The 18,365-nt window shown below is 72.8% G+C and carries 14 protein-coding genes; 6 read left to right on the plus strand and 8 right to left on the minus strand.

The features are described 5' to 3' along the window. Position 1 precedes the first annotated feature (1 nt). Positions 2 to 538: a peptidylprolyl isomerase gene (locus BRM3_RS03705; RefSeq protein WP_263594756.1), complete on the minus strand. Its 537-nt coding sequence runs from the start codon at positions 536 to 538 to the stop codon at positions 2 to 4. Positions 539 to 746: 208 nt separating this feature from the next. Between BRM3_RS03705 and BRM3_RS03710 the strand changes: the two genes are divergently transcribed. Beyond that, positions 747 to 1,667 (plus strand): hypothetical protein, encoded by a 921-nt coding sequence (locus tag BRM3_RS03710; protein WP_263594757.1) that lies wholly within the window; start codon positions 747 to 749, stop codon positions 1,665 to 1,667. A 190-nt stretch (positions 1,668 to 1,857) separates the two neighbouring features. Beyond that, on the plus strand, positions 1,858 to 2,775 hold the full coding sequence (gluQRS, locus tag BRM3_RS03715; RefSeq protein WP_263594758.1) for a tRNA glutamyl-Q(34) synthetase GluQRS: 918 nt from the start codon (positions 1,858 to 1,860) through the stop codon (positions 2,773 to 2,775). A 45-nt stretch (positions 2,776 to 2,820) separates the two neighbouring features. On the opposite strand, the gene BRM3_RS03720 is transcribed toward gluQRS, so the two are convergent. The 4 genes from BRM3_RS03720 to BRM3_RS03735 all read right to left on the minus strand — a co-directional run bounded on the left by BRM3_RS03720 (position 2,821) and on the right by BRM3_RS03735 (position 6,954). Then, positions 2,821 to 3,810: a TerC family protein gene (locus tag BRM3_RS03720; protein ID WP_263594759.1), complete on the minus strand. Its 990-nt coding sequence runs from the start codon at positions 3,808 to 3,810 to the stop codon at positions 2,821 to 2,823. 199 nt (positions 3,811 to 4,009) lie between these two features. Further along, positions 4,010 to 4,750: a class I SAM-dependent methyltransferase gene (locus BRM3_RS03725; RefSeq protein WP_263594760.1), complete on the minus strand. Its 741-nt coding sequence runs from the start codon at positions 4,748 to 4,750 to the stop codon at positions 4,010 to 4,012. Between the two features lie 11 nt (positions 4,751 to 4,761). Continuing rightward, complete coding sequence (locus BRM3_RS03730; RefSeq protein ID WP_263594761.1) at positions 4,762 to 5,529, minus strand: metal-dependent transcriptional regulator; 768 nt, start codon at positions 5,527 to 5,529, stop codon at positions 4,762 to 4,764. A 45-nt stretch (positions 5,530 to 5,574) separates the two neighbouring features. Beyond that, a complete protein-coding gene (locus BRM3_RS03735; RefSeq protein ID WP_263594762.1) occupies positions 5,575 to 6,954 on the minus strand; it encodes an Nramp family divalent metal transporter in 1,380 nt (459 codons plus the stop codon). A gap of 264 nt (positions 6,955 to 7,218) precedes the next feature. Here BRM3_RS03735 and BRM3_RS03740 point away from each other — a divergent pair, with 264 nt between their 5' ends. Together BRM3_RS03740 and BRM3_RS03745 are read left to right on the plus strand one after the other, a co-directional pair. Continuing rightward, on the plus strand, positions 7,219 to 9,201 hold the full coding sequence (locus BRM3_RS03740) for an alpha-amylase family protein (protein WP_263594763.1): 1,983 nt from the start codon (positions 7,219 to 7,221) through the stop codon (positions 9,199 to 9,201). Positions 9,202 to 9,309: 108 nt separating this feature from the next. Continuing rightward, positions 9,310 to 9,693, plus strand: coding sequence for a VOC family protein (locus BRM3_RS03745; protein ID WP_263594764.1), 384 nt, complete (start codon positions 9,310 to 9,312; stop codon positions 9,691 to 9,693). A gap of 61 nt (positions 9,694 to 9,754) precedes the next feature. On the opposite strand, the gene BRM3_RS03750 is transcribed toward BRM3_RS03745, so the two are convergent. Further along, positions 9,755 to 12,229, minus strand: coding sequence for a glycoside hydrolase family 31 protein (locus tag BRM3_RS03750; RefSeq protein ID WP_263594765.1), 2,475 nt, complete (start codon positions 12,227 to 12,229; stop codon positions 9,755 to 9,757). Between the two features lie 148 nt (positions 12,230 to 12,377). On the opposite strand from BRM3_RS03750, the gene BRM3_RS03755 reads away from it, so the two are divergent. Together BRM3_RS03755 and BRM3_RS03760 are read left to right on the plus strand one after the other, a co-directional pair. Continuing rightward, positions 12,378 to 13,076: a hypothetical protein gene (locus tag BRM3_RS03755; protein WP_263594766.1), complete on the plus strand. Its 699-nt coding sequence runs from the start codon at positions 12,378 to 12,380 to the stop codon at positions 13,074 to 13,076. A gap of 75 nt (positions 13,077 to 13,151) precedes the next feature. After that, on the plus strand, positions 13,152 to 16,220 hold the full coding sequence (locus BRM3_RS03760) for a YhgE/Pip domain-containing protein (RefSeq protein ID WP_263594767.1): 3,069 nt from the start codon (positions 13,152 to 13,154) through the stop codon (positions 16,218 to 16,220). On the opposite strand, the gene BRM3_RS03765 is transcribed toward BRM3_RS03760, so the two are convergent. Further along, positions 16,192 to 17,415, minus strand: a complete 1,224-nt coding sequence (locus BRM3_RS03765) for an AI-2E family transporter (protein WP_263594768.1) — start codon at positions 17,413 to 17,415, stop codon at positions 16,192 to 16,194. The genes BRM3_RS03760 and BRM3_RS03765 overlap by 29 nt on opposite strands. 66 nt (positions 17,416 to 17,481) lie before the next feature. Beyond that, the gene (gene ppk2, locus BRM3_RS03770) at positions 17,482 to 18,345 is read right to left on the minus strand and encodes a polyphosphate kinase 2 (RefSeq protein WP_263594769.1); all 864 of its coding nucleotides are present in this window, start codon (positions 18,343 to 18,345) and stop codon (positions 17,482 to 17,484) included. Between the last annotated feature and the right edge of the window lie 20 nt (positions 18,346 to 18,365).

Genomic DNA, 18,365 nt, shown 5'->3' on the forward strand with positions numbered 1-18,365 from the left:
CTCAGTCCTCGATCTCGACGGACTCGATCACGACGTCGTCGACCGGACGGTCGCGCCGATCGGTCTCGACCGTGGCGATCGCGTCGACGACCTTCTTCGACTCCTCGTCGGCGACCTGCCCGAAGACGGTGTGCTTGCCGTGCAGGTACTGGGTGGGGGCGACGGTGATGAAGAACTGCGAGCCGTTGGTACCCGAGGGACGGCCGGTGATCGCGTTCATGCGCTTGCCGGCGTTCGCCATCGCGAGCATGTAGGGCTCGTTGAAGTTCTTCTCGGAGATCTCGTCGTCGAAGGTGTAGCCCGGGCCGCCCGTGCCGGTGCCCAGCGGGTCACCGCCCTGGATCATGAAGGAGTCGATCACACGGTGGAAGACCACGCCGTCGTAGAACGGACGGGAGACCTTCTGGCCGCTCTCGGGATCGGTGAACTCACGGGTGCCCCGGGCGAGGCCCACGAAGTTGTCGACGGTCTTGGGAGCGTTGGCCTCGAACAGCTCCAGACGGATGTCGCCGAGATTGGTGTGCAGAGTTGCGAACATGCGCCCATCCTCGCACAGCGCGCCCGCGCGGAGCCGCTCGGGCGCGGGCCGTGGGCGCCCCCGCGCCGGCTCTCGTTCCTGCACACCCGCTGGGACGACGTGTGCCCCATCACGCTATGGTGGAGCGGTACGAGGCGTCGCCCGCGGGACGACGCCCGATGGCTCGACATCGCCGTACCCGGCGATCCCGATCGAAAGGGGTTCCCCCATGGGGTGCAAGAAGAACAAGCGCGCCGCCAAGAAGGCCGCCCGCACGGCGAGCTCGCGGGTCGAGCACTTCGCCGACAAGGCGCAGAAGTCCGCCGAGGAGGGCCTGGCGAAGTTCAACGACACGGTCGTGCCGGCCGTGTCCGAGGGCGCGAAGGACGTGCGCAAGAAGACCTCGGAGCTCGTCGACCAGTACCTCCCCCAGGTGCAGGAAGCCGCGAAGGACCAGGGCGAGAAGATCGCCCAGTTCGCCGACTCGCTGAGCCCGCGCGCCGAGAAGCTCCGCCACGACCTCCAGGACGACTACCTGCCGCGTGCTCGCCGTACGGCCGGCGCGACCAACACCGTGGTCGCCTCCGCCGTCACGGCCGCCGTGGACGCCGCCCGCAAGGAGCTCGATAAGGGCCAGGGCGAGATCAAGAAGGCCTACGCCCAGCCCACCCCGAAGCAGCGCAAGGGCCGTGCCGGCAAGGTGCTGCTCGTGCTCGCGCTGACCGCCGCCGGGGCGGCCGCCGGCTACGTCGTGTGGAAGCGCACCCGTCCGGTCGAGGACCCGTGGGCCCCGCCGGCCGACTTCGCGCGCGCCCACTACCCGGCGTCCGCCGCGACCGACACCGACTCCACCGAGGTCTCCGACACGGTGGGCGGCGCCGAGGCCGGTGACGTCGCGCAGTCCCTGCAGGGCGGCAAGAACGCCCCGAAGACCTCGAAGACCGAGGACCGCACGTCCGACACCGAGCCCCACGACGTCAAGTTCGACTCGGCGTCCGGCAAGGACGCCTCGGCCGGCACGCACCGCGGCGACGACCTGCCCGAGCAGGGCCGTGTCATCGACCCGGCGATCGACCCCGAGGACAACCCGGCGGATCCCAACCGGGCCGCCGAGGAGGGCAAGCGGGGCACCCACCGCGGCGACTCCTGAGCCCGGCTCCACAGCCTGTCCGCGAGCGGCCGTCCGACCCCACGTGGTCGGGCGGCCGCTCGCTCGTCGGTGGGGCTTCCTACACTGATCAGATGCTCCTCGCACCCCCGTCCGGCCGACGTCTCCCGACCGCTCGGTCCGTGCCGAGCGCGCTCACGGCACTCGGCCGTCCCGTGCGGACGTCCGCCTCGTGAGCGCCGGCACCGGCCGGGGGGCGGGACGCTACGCGCCGTCGCCGAGCGGCGACCTGCACCTGGGCAACCTGCGCACCGCGATCCTGGCGTGGGTGCTCGCCCGCCGCAGCGATCGCGCCTTCCACCTGCGCGTCGAGGACCTGGACCGGGTGCGGCCCGGCGCCGAGGAGCGCCAGCTCGCGGATCTCGCCGCGATCGGCCTCGACTGGGACGGCCCGGTCGTGCGGCAGTCCGAGCGCGACGACGTCTACGGACGGGCTCTCGAGCAGCTCTCCGCGCAGGGACGGGTCTATGAGTGCTACTGCACGCGCCGGGAGATCCTCGAGGCGCCGAGCGCCCCGCACACGCCGCCGGGCGCCTACCCGGGGACCTGCCGCGACCTGACGCCCGCCGAGCGCGAGCGGGGTCGAGCACGCATGCACGAGCTGCGGCGCGAGCCGGCCCTGCGCCTGCGCGCCGAGGTCGCGACGTGGAGGGTGCACGACTTGTTCGCGGGCGAGGTCACGGGCGGCGTCGACGACGTCGTGCTGCGTCGCGGCGACGGCGTCGTCGCGTACAACCTCGCGGTTGTCGTGGACGACGCGGCGACCGGGATAGACCAGGTGACGCGCGCCGACGACCTGCTGGCATCGGCCCCCCGCCAGGCCTATCTCGCCCACCTGCTCGGGGCCTCGGCCCCGGAGTACGCGCACGTGCCGCTCGCGGTGTCGCCGAGCGGGGCACGGCTGGCCAAGCGCGACGGGGCCGTCACGCTGCGCGATCGCCTCGAGCGCGGGGAGAGCGCCGGCGACGTCGTGGAGCGCATCGGGGCCTCGCTCGGACTGACGGGCTGCCACGCGGCGTCCGACGTGCTCGCGCGCTGGGACCCCGCGACCCTTCCCCGCGAGCCTTGGGTCGTGGACCTCCCCGCCTGACGCCTGCCGTACCGGCCGGCCGGCCGGTACGGCGAGGGTGGCGGCTCAGGCCTCCACGTGCTCCTGCTCGTCCGCGCCGCCCTCGGTCTGCGAGCTCGCGCCGCCCTTGGGGCCCCAGATGAGGGAGGCGATCGTCGCGACCGCCATCGCCAGGATGATGAAGCCGAGCGAGACGACGGTGTTGATCTCCGGCACGTGATGCATGAACCGCCCGAATGCGCTGTCCTCGGGCCACAGCGGCGACTCGTGGATCGCGTGGAAGATGAGCTTGACACCGATGAAGGCGAGGATCGCCGCGATGCCGTAGTGCAGGTACACGAGGCGTTCGACGAGACCGCCCAGCAGGAAGTACAGCTGACGCAGGCCCATCAGGGCGAACAGGTTGGCGGTGAACACGATGAACGCGCTCTGGGTGATGCCGAAGATCGCCGGGATCGAGTCGAGGGCGAACATGACGTCGGTCAGGCCGATGGTCACGAACACGAGCAGCATCGGCGTGAAGACCTTCTTGCCGTCGATGCGCGTGCGCAGCTTGTTGCCGTCGAACTCCTCGGTCACCGGGATGACCTTGCGCAGCCAGCGCTGGATGAAGGTCTCGCTGTCGTCCTCGTCGTCCTCGCCGCGAGCCTGGTTCCAGGCGGTGTAGAGCAGGAACAGGCCGAAGAAGTAGAAGATCCAGGAGAACTGCTCGATCGCGACGGCGCCGACCCCGATGAAGATCGCGCGCGCGACGAGCGCGATGATGATGCCGACCATGAGCACTTCCTGCTGGTACTTCCGGGGCACGCCGAAGCGGCCCATGATCAGCAGGAACACGAAGAGGTTGTCGACCGACAGCGAGTACTCCGTCAGCCAGCCGGCGACGAACTCGACGGCGGGCTGGTGGCCGCCGAGGTACCAGATGGCGATGGCGAAGACGAGCGCGAGGCCGACGTAGAAGCCGATCCACGCCGTGCACTCCTTGATCGACGGCACGTGCGGTCGCTTGAGGACGAGCAGCAGGTCGACCAGCAGGATGACGACCAGGATCGACATCGAGGCGATCTCAAAGGGAAGGGACAGTTCACCCAATGCGGTGGCCTCTCGGTCTGGGAGGTGGGGTTCGCCGGGCCCCGGAGATGGGGATGCACGGGGCCGGAGGATGCGTCCAGGGTAGCGGGCCGTGCTCCGGAGGACCTGAGACCGTGCCGTCGCGCACATCTCGGGGATGCGTGCGGCGGGGTGCGCAGAGCCGTCAGGCGGCGCGACGGAGCAGCAGCACGCCGTCCTCGATCTCCGCGGGCCGGCCGTCGGGATCCACGACCTGTCGACGCCGGGTCTCGGCGAGCTCGGTGCGCCACCTGACGGGGTCGAGGGCCAGCGCGGCGAGCTCCCCGGCGGGGTCGAGCAGCTCCGCGTGGCCGTGGCGGTCGTGCTCCGGCGCCCAGGGCGGCGGCGCCGCGTGGGAGACGATCAGCAGACGGCCGCCCGGGGCGAGCGTGGCCGCCGCGCGGCACAGGATCGCCGTGCGGGCCAGCTCCACGGTGGAGTGGAAGAAGCTCGCCGTGACGAGGTCGAAGGGGCCCGCGAGCAGCCCGCCCGACGGGTCGTCGGCATCGTCCGCGGCGGCGGCCCAGGCCGAGAGGTCCGCGGCCACGAAGCGGATGCGCTCGTCGGGCAGCCCCGCCTCGAGCGCGGCGAGGCGGGCGCGCTCGGTCGCGGTCGTGGAGATGTCGACGCCGATCGTGTCCCAGCCGTGCTCGGCCAGCCAGATCGCGTCGGCACCCTCGCCGCAGCCGAGGTCGAGGGCTCGGCCCGGTGCGGCGCTCCGCTGCGGCAGCCTCCCGACCACGGCCGCGGTGGTCGCGTTGACCGTGCCGGACCACACGTGCTCGGTGCCGTACCGGTCCTCCCAGTACTGGGCGGCGGTGCGGGTGTCGGGGGTGGCCGGTCGCGCGGCGGTGCCGTGCTCGTCCGGCGAGGCAGAGTGCTCCATGCCGGCCGAGCCTAGTCGCGCGGGGCGGGGCGGTCGGGGCGCGACGGGCCTCGGGCCTCGCCGCCGACCGGGATGACGCGGACCGCCGCGGCCACCTCGGCGGGAACGGGCACGAGGTCCGATTCCGCGCGAGGGCGGACCGCGAGCGCGGCCGGGCCTGCGGTCCCACCCGCGGCGCCGTCGGCGGAGGGATCGGCGGCCGGCATCGGCTCGACGTGCACGGTGCCGCCCGGCACGAGGCCGAGGTCGTGCGCGGACCCCAGCACGGCGGGCTCGGCGTCCGAGACCCGCACCACGCGGAGGTCGCCGGGAGGCGTGACCTCGGCCAGGAGCAGCGCACCGGGGGGCAGCGAGGTGCGGCCGCTCGCGGAGGGGATCGGGTCGCCGTGGGGATCCGACGCGGGATGTCCGAGGGCGGCGTCGATGCGGTCGATGAGCTCGGGCGAGGCGGCGTGCTCGAGCCGCTCCGCCTCGTCGTGCACCTCGTCCCACGCGTAGCCGAGCGCCTCGACGAGGTAGGTCTCGAGAAGACGATGACGGCGGACCATCGCGACCGCGCAGGCGGTGCCGTCGGCCGTCAGGCGCACCGGCCGATAGGGCGTGTACTCGAGCAGCCCCTGCCCGGCGAGGCGCCGCACGGTCTCGGTGACGTTCGCGGCGCTCGTGCCGAAGCGCGTGGCGAGCTCCCCCGTCGTGATCGGCGCCGCGCCCCACTCGGTCCTGCTCCAGATCACCTTGAGGTAGTCCTGGGCCACGGGGGTGAGGTCGTCGAGGTCCACGGCTCGGATGCTACCCGCCGCCCCGCTCCGCACGGAGGTGCCGCCTCACCCCAGGCCGAGGGCCGTGAGCACCACGAGGGCGACGTTGAGGGCGATGATCGCGAGGGCCACCATCGCCGCCGCGAGGCGCATCGGCCGGCCGTTGGCGAAGTCGCCCATGAGGGCGCGGCGGCTGGTGAGGACCACGAGCGGCACGAGCGCGAAGGGGATGCCGATGCTCAGCATGACCTGGCTGAGCACGAGGGTCCACGTGGGCTCGGCGCCGATCGCGAGCAGGGCGAGGGCGGGCACGAGCGTCACGGCACGGCGGATCAGGAGGGGCACGCGGACGTGCAGCAGTCCCTCCATGATCTGCGCCCCGGCGTACGCCCCGACCGAGGTGGAGGCGAGACCCGAGGCGAGCAGGCCGACGCCGAAGAGGGTCGCGATGACGGGCCCGGAGGCCTGCGCGATCGCATGGTGCGCGCCCTCGATGGTGTCCGTGCCGGGCACGCCGGGGAGCGCCTCCGCTGCCAGGACGAGCATCGCGATGTTGACCGAGCCCGCCACGAGCAGGGACAGCACCACGTCCCAGCGGGTGGCGCGCAGCAGGCGCCGGATCCTCGCGGGAGAGCCGCCCCCGCCGTGCCGGTCCCGCACGAGCCCCGAGTGCAGGTAGATCGCGTGGGGCATGACGGTCGCGCCGAGCATGCTCGCGGCCAGGACCACGGTGTCGGGGCCGTGGAAGCGCGGAAGCAGACCCTCGGCCAGGGCGCCGGGATCGGGCGGGTCGAGCACGAGCCCCGACAGGAAGCCGACGGTGATGAGGGCGAGGAACGCGATGACGACGTGCTCGAAGGCGCGCTGACCGCGACGGCTCTGCACGGCGAGGAGCAGCATCGAGACGACGCCGACGAGGACGCCGCCCGGCACGAGCGGCACCCCGAACAGGATCTGCAGGGCGATCGCGCCACCGATCACCTCGGCGACGTCGGTCGCGGCGGCGACGAGCTCCGCCTGGGCCCAGTAGACCAGCCGGGCGCGGCGGCCGAGCCGCTCGCCGAGCACCTCGGCGAGGCTGCGTCCGGTCACGGCGCCGAGCTTCGCCGAGAGGTACTGGACGAGCACGGCCATCGCGTTGGCCACGACGAGCACCCACAGCAGCAGGTAGCCGTACCGGGCTCCCGCGCTCATGTTGGCGGCGATGTTGCCGGGGTCCACGTAGGCGATGGCGGCGACGAAGGCGGGCCCCAGCAGGCGCACGACCGAGCCGCGGCGTCCGCGCGGACCAGGGCCCGTGGTGGTGCCCGGGGCGCGGTCGGGCTCGCGTGAGGCCGGAGCGGGCGCGGCGGTCGAAGCGGGCGTGGAGGCAGCGCCGGTCGAAGCGGGCGTGGAGGCCACGGCCGCGGGGCAGGGCGCGTCCGTCGTGCTGCTCAGGTCGTCCATCGCTCTCGCCTCCTCGTCGTCCACACGTTTTAACCTACCCTAACTTTTCCCCGGCGGGAGATCTGAGACGGTGGGAGCTGCACAGATGTGACGCTCAGAGCCGCAGCCCCTCGAATCCGGAGGGCTGCGGCTCCGAGCGTCACATCTGTGCGCCTCACCGCGACCCGGACAGCGCGCCGGCCCTCGGCGGCACCTCCCACGCGCCCACCGGTCCCCGCCCGGAACGACGGCTCCCGCTCTCCCGCAGGCCCCTAGGATCAGGCCATGAGCCCGACCCACGCACGCTCCGTCGAGTCCGACCGTCCCGATCCGCATCTCGCGCGGTCCTTCGACCTGCGGGTCGCGCGCTACGGCGCCGACCTGCGACGGGGGCTGCACGCCTGCTACGGCGAGCGCGCCGACGAGACCTTCGAGCGTGTGCTGCAGATCCTGGCCGCGGCGATGGCGGAGCGCTCGGAGGACCTGCGCGGCCTGGACGAGGAGCGCCTGCTGGCTCCCGACTGGCTGCAGGACCCGCGCATGCTCGCCTACGTGGCCTATGCGGATCGCTTCGCCGGCACCCTGCGCGGCGTCGAGCAGCACCTCGACCACCTCGAGTCCCTCGCGGTCACCCACCTCCACCTCATGCCCCTGCTGGATCCCCGCCCCGGGGACAGCGACGGCGGCTACGCCGTGCGGGACTTCCGGAGGGTGCGCGAGGACCTCGGCACCATGGACGACCTGGCGGCGCTCGCCACGTCCCTGCACGACCGCGGCATGAGCCTCGAGCTCGACCTCGTGCTCAACCACGTCGCCCAGGAGCACGACTGGGCGCGCCGCGCCCGCGCCGGCGAGGAGCGCTACCGCGACTACTTCCTGACCTACCCCGACCGCACCGAGCCGGACCGATGGGAGCAGACGCTGCCCGAGGTGTTCCCCGACTTCGCCCCCGGCAACTTCACGTTCGACGAGGAGCTCGGACGCTGGGTGTGGACCACCTTCAACGCCTTCCAGTGGGACCTCAACTGGGCGAACCCCGATGTGTTCTGCGAGTTCGTCGAGATCATCTGCTTCCTCGCGAACCAGGGCGTCGACGTCCTGCGGCTCGACGCGATCGCGTTCACGTGGAAGCGCCTGGGCACCACGTGCCAGAACCTGCCCGAGGTCCACCACCTCACGCGGGCCCTGCGCGCCGCCGCCCGGATCGCCGCCCCTGCTGTCGCCTTCAAGGCCGAGGCGATCGTCGGGCCGCAGGACCTCATCGGCTACCTGGGCCTCGGCGAGCACGCGGGCAAGGTCTCGGACATGGCCTACCACAACAGCTACATGGTCCAGCTGTGGTCGGCCCTCGCCTCGCGCAGCACGCGGCTGCTCGAGGTTGCCCTCGGCAAGTTCCCGCCCAAGCCGTCGTCGACCACCTGGGCCACGTACGTGCGCTGCCACGACGACATCGGCTGGGCCGTGACCGACGAGGACGCCGCCGACGCGGGCCTCAGCGGCCACGCCCACCGGGCGTTCCTCTCGGAGTTCTACTCGGGGGCTTTCCCGGGCTCGTTCGCCCAGGGCCTCGTGTTCCAGCACAACCCCGCGACCGGCGACAAGCGCATCAGCGGCACCCTCGCCTCCCTCGCGGGCCTCGAGCGCGCCCTCGGCGGTGGCACGGGGATCGCGGCCGCCGCGACCACGGACGCGGCCGACGGCGCCGACCCCGCGGCCGTGCACCTCGCGATCGACCGGATCCTGCTGCTGCACGCCGCGATGCTCGGCTTCGGCGGCCTGCCCCTGCTCTACATGGGCGACGAGGTCGCCCTGCTCAACGACGACCGCTTCGCCGAGGACCCCGATCACGCCGCCGACAACCGCTGGGCCCACCGCCCCGTGATGCCGTGGGACGCCGTCGCCGCCGCGGAGGACGACGCCCGCGGCGTCGCGGGGCCGACCACGCCCGCCGCCGTGGTGCTCACGGGGCTGCGCCATCTCATCGCGGTGCGCTCGTCGCTCCCCCAGCTGCACGCGAGCGTCGAGTCGACGATCGTGCCGAGCCCCGACCACCGCCTCCTGATCCTGCGGCGCGACCACCCGCTCGCCCCGCTGGTGGAGGTGTTCAACCTGTCGGAGTACCCCGTCGAGCTCGAGACCTCCGTGCTCACCCCGATCGTCGGGGACCATCCCCACGAGGCGATCGGCGGCCACGACTGGTCCCTCGAGGTCCCCCGCGTCACGGTGCGCCCCTACCAGGCGCTGTGGCTGGTCGGCGAGGAGCGCTGACCCGAAAGCACGGGCGTGCCGGGCGGGAGCGGCGCACACTGGGGAGGGACGGCGGCGCCGCTCCGCCCGCCGCGACAACCGGCACCGACCCGGGAAGGAAGGGCCGTCATGGTCTCCCGCACCGCCAACTTCTGCATCGACGCCCACGACCCCCACGCCCAGGTGGCCTGGTGGGCGCAGGTGCTCGACGACTTCACGCCCGATGAGGAGCAGTCCGAGGACGAGGCGGGCCTGACCGGTCCCGCCGGTCGCTGGATCGGCTTCCTGCGGGTTCCCGAGCCCAAGACCGTCAAGAACCGGATGCACATCTGCGTCCGTCCCGTGGACCGGAGTCGCGACGAGGAGGTCGAGCGGCTGCTCGGCCTCGGCGCCACGCTCGTGAACGACCTGAGGCGCGGGGACGAGGGGTGGGCCGTGCTCGCCGACCCCGAGGGCAACGAGTTCTGCGTGCTCACCCGTCGGGCCGACGAGGCCGGCGTGCTCCGGAGCTGACGGCGCCCGGCCCCGGAGGGCGGTCCGCGGTGCGGGCCGCCCTCCGGGCCGGCGGCCGAGGTCACTGGGCCGTGAGCACCTCCGCGACCGCGGCGATGAGCTCCTCGGAGGGCCGGTCGTAGTCCTCGGGCTTCTGCGTGAACGGCGAGGGCCCGGCGCCGAAGGACCCGATCGAGGAGAGCGCGCCGACGCCGTGCTCGGTCACCGCGTGCTGGATGCGCTCCTTGAGCAGATAGCCCACCTGGGCGCCGTTGAGCAGCTCCTCGAGGGCGGGCGCGACCTCGTTCGTGCCGGTCGAGGCGAATCCGGCCGAGCGCAGCTCGAGCACGCGGGCCCCGGTGTCGGCCACGGTGGTGGGCACGACCTCGACGAGCAGCGTGCCGCGCTCGGCCGGTCGCACGCTGACCTCGGCGCCGTCGGCCACCAGATCGCCGAAGGCCGCCGGGTCGAAGCCCAGCAGGCGCAGGCTCCAGCGGCGCGCACCGTCCTCGCCCACCGGCGAGCGCTCGGGCAGCTCGATGCGCAGGGCTCCGTCCGTCGCGTCGAGCACGATGCGGGTCGCGATCCAGTCCTCCGGCGCCGCGACCTCGCCCTCGGGCTCCTCGCACAGCGTGAAGTCCCCGTCGGCGCCCGCGCCCACCCACAGCTCGAGGGCGCGCGGGTTGCGCGAGGCGTCGAGGTCCTCGCCCTCGGCCACGAGCGGCACGATGCCGCCCGCGCGCACGAGCACGGGGATCGACGCGGCGTCGCGGAACATGCGCACGCTGCGACCGCCGGTGTACGCCCAGCCGGTGAACGCGTCCACCCAGCGGCCGGCGGGCAGGTGCACGTCCGCGCGACCACGCGCGACGTCGGCCGCGGCGGGGCGGACGATCGGGGCGACCAGGAGCTCGGAGCCGAACAGGTACTCGTCGCGCTGCGCGTAGGCGCCGGGCGACGTGTCCTCGAAGTAGACGGGCTCGACGAGCGAGCGGCCCTCGACGTGGGCGCGCCGGTTCATCGTGTGCAGGTAGGGCACGAGCCGGTGGCGCAGGCGCAGCTGCTCCCTCATGACGCCGCGCGCCGGCTCGGTGAAGCGCCACGGCTCCTTGCCGCCGAAGGGCGAGTTCGAGGAGTGCAGGCGCATGATCGGCGAGAACACCCCGAACTGCACCCAGCGCATGGCGAGCTCGTCGTCGCGCACGCCGCCCATGTGGCCGCCGATGTCGTGGCTCCACCAGCCGTAGCCGATGTTCGCGCCCGAGGCGGTGAAGCGCGGCTGGAAGGCCAGGGAGTCCCAGCTGATGATCGAGTCGCCCGAGAAGCCGACCGGGTAGCGGTGGCTGCCGGGGCCCGCGTACCGGGAGAAGGTCAGGCCGCGGTCGCCGTGCGCTGCGGCCTGGCGCTCGTTGTCGGTGAAGTGGGCGTGGTTGAGCACCCACAGCGGATCGACGCCCGGCACGTTGGAGGTGGGCCCGCTCTGCCAGTCGATCCACCAGAAGTCGGTGCCGAGCTCCTCGAGCCCGCGGTGCAGCACCTCCATGGAGGCTCGCATGAACTCGGGGTCCGTGGGATCGAAGACGACGGGCGTGCCGTCGGCCTCGCGTCCGAGTGCGCGGCACATGGCCTCGTAGGGCTCCTCGAAGGCCCGCACCCCATCGGCCGGGTGGTCGTTGAGGGTCACGTGCAGGCCGCGCTCGTGCAGCTCGCGCTGGAAGCGCGCGGGGTCGGGGAACAGCTCGCGGTTCCACGTGTAGCCGGTCCAGCCCGAGCCATGGGCCGGGTCGACGTCGTCGACGAGGTGCCAGTCCATGTCGATCACGGCCACCGAGAAGGGGATCCCGGCCTCGTCGAAGCGGTCGAGCAGCCCGAGGTAGGAGGCCTCGGAGTAGCGGTGGTAGCGGGACCACCAGTTGCCGAGCGCCCAGCGCGGCAGGAGCGGCTGCGCGCCCGAGATCGCGAAGTAGTCGCGCACGGCGGCGACGTGGTCGCGTCCGGCGGCGAACACGTACAGGTCGAGGGCGCCGTCCTCGGCGTCGCGCGCGACGAGCCGGCCGTCCTCGAAGACCATCGATCCGGAGTCGTCGATCACGGCGTAGCCGACGGCGCTGTTGACGCCGGGCTCGAGCGGGATCTCGCCGTCGGCGAGGTCGACCGTGCGCGCCGCCCCTCCCAGGTTCCCGTCGAGAGGGCGCTCGGGCCGTCCGCGGCGGCGCGCCTCGACGTCGGCGGGCAGGGACAGGTCCTGCCCGTAGCGCCACACCGAGTGGTAGGTCGAGACGCCGCCGAGCACGTCGAGGCGCAGCCCGGAGGGGCTGAAGGGCCCTTCGTCGTACTCGAGGCGGAAGGCGTCGGTCAGGACGAGCAGCCGGTTCGTCTCGCGGGCGACGTGCACATCGGGCACAGGCAGGTCCCGGTGGAGCGCGAACGTCGACGGCCGGTCCTCGAAGCGCCCCGACGGAGACCACTCCAGCCGCACCACCCGGGGGGTGAGCGGTGTGATCCGGTAGTTCTCGCCGGTGATCGAGCCGTCGACGAGCTCGGGGGCCTTGGTCATCGCGTGGTGCTCCTCTCGCACAGGGTCTCGCGTCCGCTCACCGTACCGGCGCGCCGCCGCCGCGAGGACGAGAGGATGACCCCATGGACACGCGCGCACCCCGGGGGTCCCGGTTCGCCGTCGCCCTCCGGCGCCAGGAGGCCGGGCGATGACCGCGGTGGGCGTCGTCGCCTTCCTCGGGCTCGCGATCGTCGGTCTCGACCCGTTCGGCGGGATCGTGGCCGCCGGCGCGATCGCCCGCGGGGCGCGCCCCCGGGCGCTGCTCGCGCTCCTGGGCACCTATGTCGTGCTCATCAGCCTCGAGATCCTGGCCCTGCACCCGATCCTGGACTGGGCCGGGCGCGTGCTCGCGCCGGTCCTGCGCTCCCCCGCCGTGTGGTCGGCGGCGCAGATCGCGGTGGCCCTCGCGTGCGCCGGGATCGCCGTCCACCAAGGCCTCGCGCTGCGCCGGCCGCCGGCCCCTCGCACGTCGTCCGCGGGGGTGAGCGTGCGCGCCATGATGATCGCGGCGGCGCTGCTGGCCGTCACGAGCCTGCCCGATCCGCCGTTCGTCGCGGCCGTGGGCCTGGCCTCGCGCGTCGACGCGCTGCCCGTCCGGATCGCGCTGCTCGTGGCTTGGAACGTGCTCTACCAGGCGCCGATGCTCGTGCTCGCGATCGCCGGGCTCACGCCCCTGCGGGAGCGGGCCGAACGCGCCTGGATCGATCTGCTGGCCCGGTGGCGCACCCCGCTGCGGCGGGCTATCGTGGCCGTGCTCGTCCTGGCCGCCGCTGCCCTGGGGGCGGAGGCCGCGGTCGCGCTCACACACGGCTCCTTCCCCTGGCTGCACGCCCTGCTCGCCGGGTGAGATCGGCACGTTCCCTCCGCCACAGCCGCTCTCGATACATTGGCGTATCGGATGCGTACGCGTATCGTCTCGCCCATGGCCTTTCTCGCCCATCTCCTCCATGCCCTGCGGGACCTCGTCCTCAGGCTCGGGCGCGCCGTGGGACGCGGCGCCCGAGCGACCGGTTCGATGGTCCGCAGCGTCGGCCACGACATCTCGGCCGTCATCCCCGGCGAATGGAAGCAGCGGATCGCCCTGCTCTTCGCGACCGGCCTCGCCCTCGTGCCGCTCGTGTACGCCGGCAACATGACCTGGTCCTTCAGCGACCCCAACGGTCACCTCGACCACGTCACCGCCGCGGTGGTCAACGACGACACGGGCGCCGAGACCACCGCGACCGACGGCAGCACCTCCCGCATCGACGTCGGCGGGGAGTTCACCGACACCCTGCTGGGGATGGACAAGTCCACCGTCTACCACTTCGTGCGGACCGACCAGGCGACCGCCGACCGCGGCCTCGCCGACGGCACCTACGGCGCAGTCGTCGAGATCCCCTCCGACTTCTCGGCCGACATCGCCTCGATGGGCGCGGACGACCCGATGCAGGCCGCCCCCGCTCTGCTCACGGTGCGCACCAACGACACCGTCAACTACGTCTCCGGCAACTTCACCAAGTCGGTCGGGACGGCCCTGCGCGAGTCGCTCGAGTCCAACGTCCTCGCGCAGTACCTCGACAACGTCTACATCGGCTTCACGACGATCCACGACAACCTGGTCGACGCCGCCGACGGCGCCTCGCAGCTCGCCGACGGCGCCTCGGACCTGCACACCGGCACGACCGAGCTGACCAACGCCTCGGGGCAGCTCGCGGACGGCGCCTCGCGTCTCGACGCCGGCAGCTACGACCTCGTCGTGGGCCTCGGGCAGATCTCCACCGGGGCCTCCACCCTGAGCGACGGCGCGAAGCAGCTCGACCAGGGCGCCGACACCCTCAGCTCCGGCCTGGACACGCTCGACGCCCAGAGCCCCCGGCTCCGGTCCGGGTCCGGGGCGCTCGCGAGCGCGTCCTCCCAGGTCGCCGACGGCTCCTCGAGCCTCGCCGACGGCGCGGGCCGGCTCGCCGACGGCACCCAGCAGCTCGACTCGCGGCTCAGCGCCGCCCAGCAGCGCGCCCGCGACCTCGGCATCGACCAGACGAGCGTCGACCAGACCACCGCCGACCTCCAGACCGCGGTCGACGACCTCGCGACGATCGCGACCGACGTGAACACCGCGCTCGCGGACCCGGACTCGAAGGCCGCCCAGCTCGCGACGGACGCCTCGACGCTCTCCGACTCGGTGGGCACGGCGGCCGACAGCGCACAGAAGATCGCCGACGCCGTGAGCAGCGGCTCCGACGACGCCGTGTCCGTGCGCGACGGTGCCTCCACGATCGCCGGGGACGTGCAGGACGTCGACGACGCGGTGCAGGGCGCCGCGACCGGCGCCTCGACCCTCAAGGACGACGCCTCGACGCTCGACGACTCCGTGGGCACCTACACCCGCTCCGTCGACGACCTCTACGCCGAGGCGTGCACGGGCGGCTCGACGGGCTCCGCGGCCTCCGATGGGGGCGGGGCCTCCGATACCGACCAGCTCTGCTCGCGACTGGCCGAGATCACCGCCGACTCGAGCGGGCTGCGCGACAGCGCCGCGGGCGTCTCGGACGAAGCCTCGGACCAGAACGACACGATCGCGGGCGCCGCGACCAGCAGCTCCCAGATCGCCGACACCGCCACGGGCATGAACGATGCCGCCGGGCGCGTGGTGACCCTGCTGCAGGGAGCGGACGGCGAGGGCGGCCTGCGCCAGCAGACCCAGCAGATCGCCGACTCCGCCGATGCGCTGCGGGACCCCGCCTCGCAGCTCTCGGACGACGCCGGCACGCTCTCGACCGCGATCTCGCAGGCCCGTCAGACGGCGCAGGACGCCGCGGCCGACCCGGCGACCGCCCAGCAGCGCATCGACGACCTGCACGCCCAGGCCACGGCCGCGGTCCAGGCCCTGCCCACGGCCTTCGACCAGGCCGATCAGGCCGTGGTCGCCGTGCGTCAGCTGAACCAGGGCGCCCAGGGCCTCAGCCAGGGGGCCGACCGGCTCTCGGGCGCGACCGGGCAGCTCGCCGACGGCGCGCAGACCCTCGACCAGGGCGTCGACCAGTACACGGCCGGCGTGAGCCAGGCCGCGGACGGTGCAGACCAGCTGTCCGGCGCGACGGGACAGCTGGCCGACGGCGCCGACCGCCTCGCGAGCGCGGCCGACCAGGCGGAGTCCGGCGCCTCCGCGCTGCACGACGGCGCCTCCCAGCTCGACTCGGGGGCCCAGCAGCTGCAGGACGGAGCGTCCCGGCTCGACGACGGCGCCTCCCAGCTCGACGACGGCACCCACACGCTGAGCGACGGCCTCAACGACGCGAAGGACAAGGTCCCCTCGTACACCGACAGCGAACGCGACCACCTGAGCAGTGCGGCCTCGGATCCGGTGGGGCTGGACTTCCACCGCGACAACGGGCTCAAGAACTTCGGCGAGGGCCTGGCCCCGCTGTTCCTGGGTATCGGTCTGTGGGTGGGCGGCATGGCGATCTTCCTCATGATGTCGCCGTTCTCGGCCCGCGCGGCCCGGCAGGGCGCGAGCGCCCTGAGCCTGCTCCTCGGCGGCCTGCTGCCGCCCCAGCTGCTGGGTCTGGTCCAGACCGCGATCGTGCTCGCGGTCCTGCACCTGGCCGTCGGGATCACGGCCGTCCACCTCTGGACCTTCGTGGCGATGGCGGCGCTGACCAGCGTCGTGTTCGTGGCGCTCAACCACGGCTTCGGGGCGCTGTTCGGCCCCGTCGGCAAGTTCCTCGCCCTCGTGCTGATCGCGCTCCAGGTCTCCGGCGCCGGCGGCACCTATCCGGTCAAGACGCTGCCCAGGTTCTTCCAGGCCATCCACCCGTTCCTCCCCATGACCCATGCGGTCGACGCGTTCCGCGGGGCGATCGGCGGCGGCTGGGTCGACCCCTGGGGCGACATCGCATGGCTGCTCGGCTGGCTCGCCCTGGCCCTGCTGATGGGCTTCGCCGGTGCGCTGCGCATGCGTCGGCGGGTGCAGGACGACTTCACCGGGGAGATCCCGGCGCAGGCCTGACGCGCTCGCTCGGCGCCGTCTCCGCCGCCGAGGCGTCGTCGGCGAGGAAGGCGTTGAGCCAGCGCGCCTGCGGATCGGCGTCGATCAGCAGCTCCTTGACCAGGAGGGTCATCGGCACCGACAGGAGCGCACCCGCCGCGCCGAGCACCCAGGACCAGAACAGCACCGACAGGAACGAGATGCTCGGCGCGAGGCCCACGGCCCGGCCCGTGACGCGCGGCTGGACGAGGCCCTGCAGGAGCATCGCGATCGTCGAGCAGATCACGACCACCGCGACCGCCGTCCAGGGGCCGCGGTCCAGGAGCGCCATGAGCGTGGGCGGGATGAGCGCGAACACGAACCCGATGTTGGGGATGTAGTTGCACAGGAACAGCAGCACCGCCCACACCCCGGGCAGGGGCACGCCGAGCAGCCACAGCGCGAAGCCGTCGATGACCGCCACGACGGCGCCGAACAGGGTGGTCACGATCCAGTAGGTGCGGGCGCTGTGGGCGAACTCGAGCAGCGCGGCGTGATCGCGCCCGTGATGGCGCTCGACGACCGCGAGGCGCTCGGGCAGCCCGGTCGCGTCGAGCCCGAAGAAGACGATGGTGGCGACGGTCGCCGTCAGCAGCGCGCTCACGGAGCCGACGGAGTTCAGCGCCTGGTTCAGCATGCCCACCAGCGACGACACGTTCACCGCGGAGATCCACGAGGTGAGCTGGTCCTGGCTGACGCCGAACCCGTCGGCTATGTCGAGCGCCTCGCCGAGCAGGGTGTTGAACCGGTCGGAGTAGTGGGGCAGCTCGGTGACGAGCTGCGCGATCGCCCAGCCGATCGCGCCGAAGAACACCACGAGTGCGACGAGCACGGTGAGCATGTTCGCGAGCGCGCCGACGATCCGGGGCAGGCCTGCGCGGTCGATCGCAGCACCCAGGGGGTGCACGGCGATCATCAGGTTCAGGGCGAGGAAGACGGGCACGATGAGCCCGGCCAGCTGCTGCATCCCCGACAGCACGATCCAGGCGGCGGCGAGGCCCACGAGGATCGAGAGGGCGCGAGGCACCCGGCGACCGGCAGGGGCGTCGGTCTGGCGGCTCGACGCGGGCTCCCGGCCGGCCCTGCCAGCGTTCTCGGCTTCCGCGACGGGACCGCTCGCGGCGTCGGGAGCCTCGGCGGCGGGCCCGTGCTCCGCCGCGGTCGATCCATCGCTCATCGGCGTGCCTCCTGCGGGCCCGAGGAGGCCGGATGCCTCACGCGATGATCGTAGGCGAGGCGGGCCCTAGGAGCGCTTCGTCTTGGCCTTGGACTTCGGGGCGGCCTCGAGGCTGCTCGCGACGTCCTCGACGTAGACGTAGTCGGAGCGGTCGGGCCGCGAGTAGCCCTTCTCCGGCGGGCGCGAGGGGATCTCGATCTCCTGCGGCTCGACGTAGCCCCAGGGGACGCGCTGCAGGATGTCGTGGATGACGTTGATCCGTGAGCGCTTCTTGTCCTCGGACTCGACGGTGTACCAGCGGCCCCACGGGGTGTCGGTGGCCGCGAACATCGCGTCCTTGGCCCGCGAGTAGTCCTCCCAGCGGCTGATCGACTGCACGTCCATGGGCGAGAGCTTCCAGCGCCGCATCGGGTCCTGGGCACGGGAGCGGAAGCGCGCCTCCTGCTCCTCGTCGGAGACGGAGAACCAGTACTTGATCAGGCGGATCCTGTCCTCGACGAGCATGCGCTCGAAGTCCGGGGCCTGCCGCAGGAAGCGGTGGTACTGGGCCTCGGTGCAGAAGCCCATCACCCGCTCAACGCCCGCCCGGTTGTACCAGGAGCGGTCGAAGATGACGATCTCACCCGCCGCGGGCAGGTGCTGGATGTAGCGCTGGAAGTACCACTGGGTCTGCTCGCGCTCGGTGGGCGCGGGCAGCGCGACGATGCGCGAGTGGCGAGGGTTGAGGTACTGGGTGATGCGCTTGATCGCCGATCCCTTGCCCGCGGCGTCGCGGCCCTCGAAGATCAGGCAGACGCGCTCGCCGTTCTCGATGACCCACTGCTGCATGGCCACGAGATCGGCCTGCAGGCGCTCGAGCTCCTTCTCGTACGCCTTCTTGTCCAGCTTGGGCGGGATGCCGACTTTGCGCTCATTGTCATGGGAGGACATGGCCGGAGCCTACGGGGCGC

Origin of the sequence: Brachybacterium huguangmaarense (assembly GCF_025725725.1) — a bacterium.
GTDB classification, from domain to species: Bacteria; Actinomycetota; Actinomycetes; order Actinomycetales; family Dermabacteraceae; genus Brachybacterium; species Brachybacterium huguangmaarense.

Bases quoted from the DNA above. Each gene is read 5' to 3' on its own strand.
- BRM3_RS03705 (WP_263594756.1), bottom strand. From the start codon at position 538: ATGTTCGCAACTCTGCACACCAATCTCGGCGACATCCGTCTGGAGCTG.
- BRM3_RS03710 (WP_263594757.1), top strand. From the start codon at position 747: ATGGGGTGCAAGAAGAACAAGCGCGCCGCCAAGAAGGCCGCCCGCACG.
- BRM3_RS03720 (WP_263594759.1), bottom strand. From the start codon at position 3,810: ATGTCGATCCTGGTCGTCATCCTGCTGGTCGACCTGCTGCTCGTCCTC.
- BRM3_RS03725 (WP_263594760.1), bottom strand. From the start codon at position 4,750: ATGGAGCACTCTGCCTCGCCGGACGAGCACGGCACCGCCGCGCGACCG.
- BRM3_RS03735 (WP_263594762.1), bottom strand. From the start codon at position 6,954: ATGGACGACCTGAGCAGCACGACGGACGCGCCCTGCCCCGCGGCCGTG.
- BRM3_RS03740 (WP_263594763.1), top strand. From the start codon at position 7,219: ATGAGCCCGACCCACGCACGCTCCGTCGAGTCCGACCGTCCCGATCCG.
- BRM3_RS03745 (WP_263594764.1), top strand. From the start codon at position 9,310: ATGGTCTCCCGCACCGCCAACTTCTGCATCGACGCCCACGACCCCCAC.
- BRM3_RS03750 (WP_263594765.1), bottom strand. From the start codon at position 12,229: ATGACCAAGGCCCCCGAGCTCGTCGACGGCTCGATCACCGGCGAGAAC.
- BRM3_RS03755 (WP_263594766.1), top strand. From the start codon at position 12,378: ATGACCGCGGTGGGCGTCGTCGCCTTCCTCGGGCTCGCGATCGTCGGT.
- BRM3_RS03760 (WP_263594767.1), top strand. From the start codon at position 13,152: ATGGCCTTTCTCGCCCATCTCCTCCATGCCCTGCGGGACCTCGTCCTC.
- BRM3_RS03765 (WP_263594768.1), bottom strand. From the start codon at position 17,415: ATGAGCGATGGATCGACCGCGGCGGAGCACGGGCCCGCCGCCGAGGCT.
- ppk2 (WP_263594769.1), bottom strand. From the start codon at position 18,345: ATGTCCTCCCATGACAATGAGCGCAAAGTCGGCATCCCGCCCAAGCTG.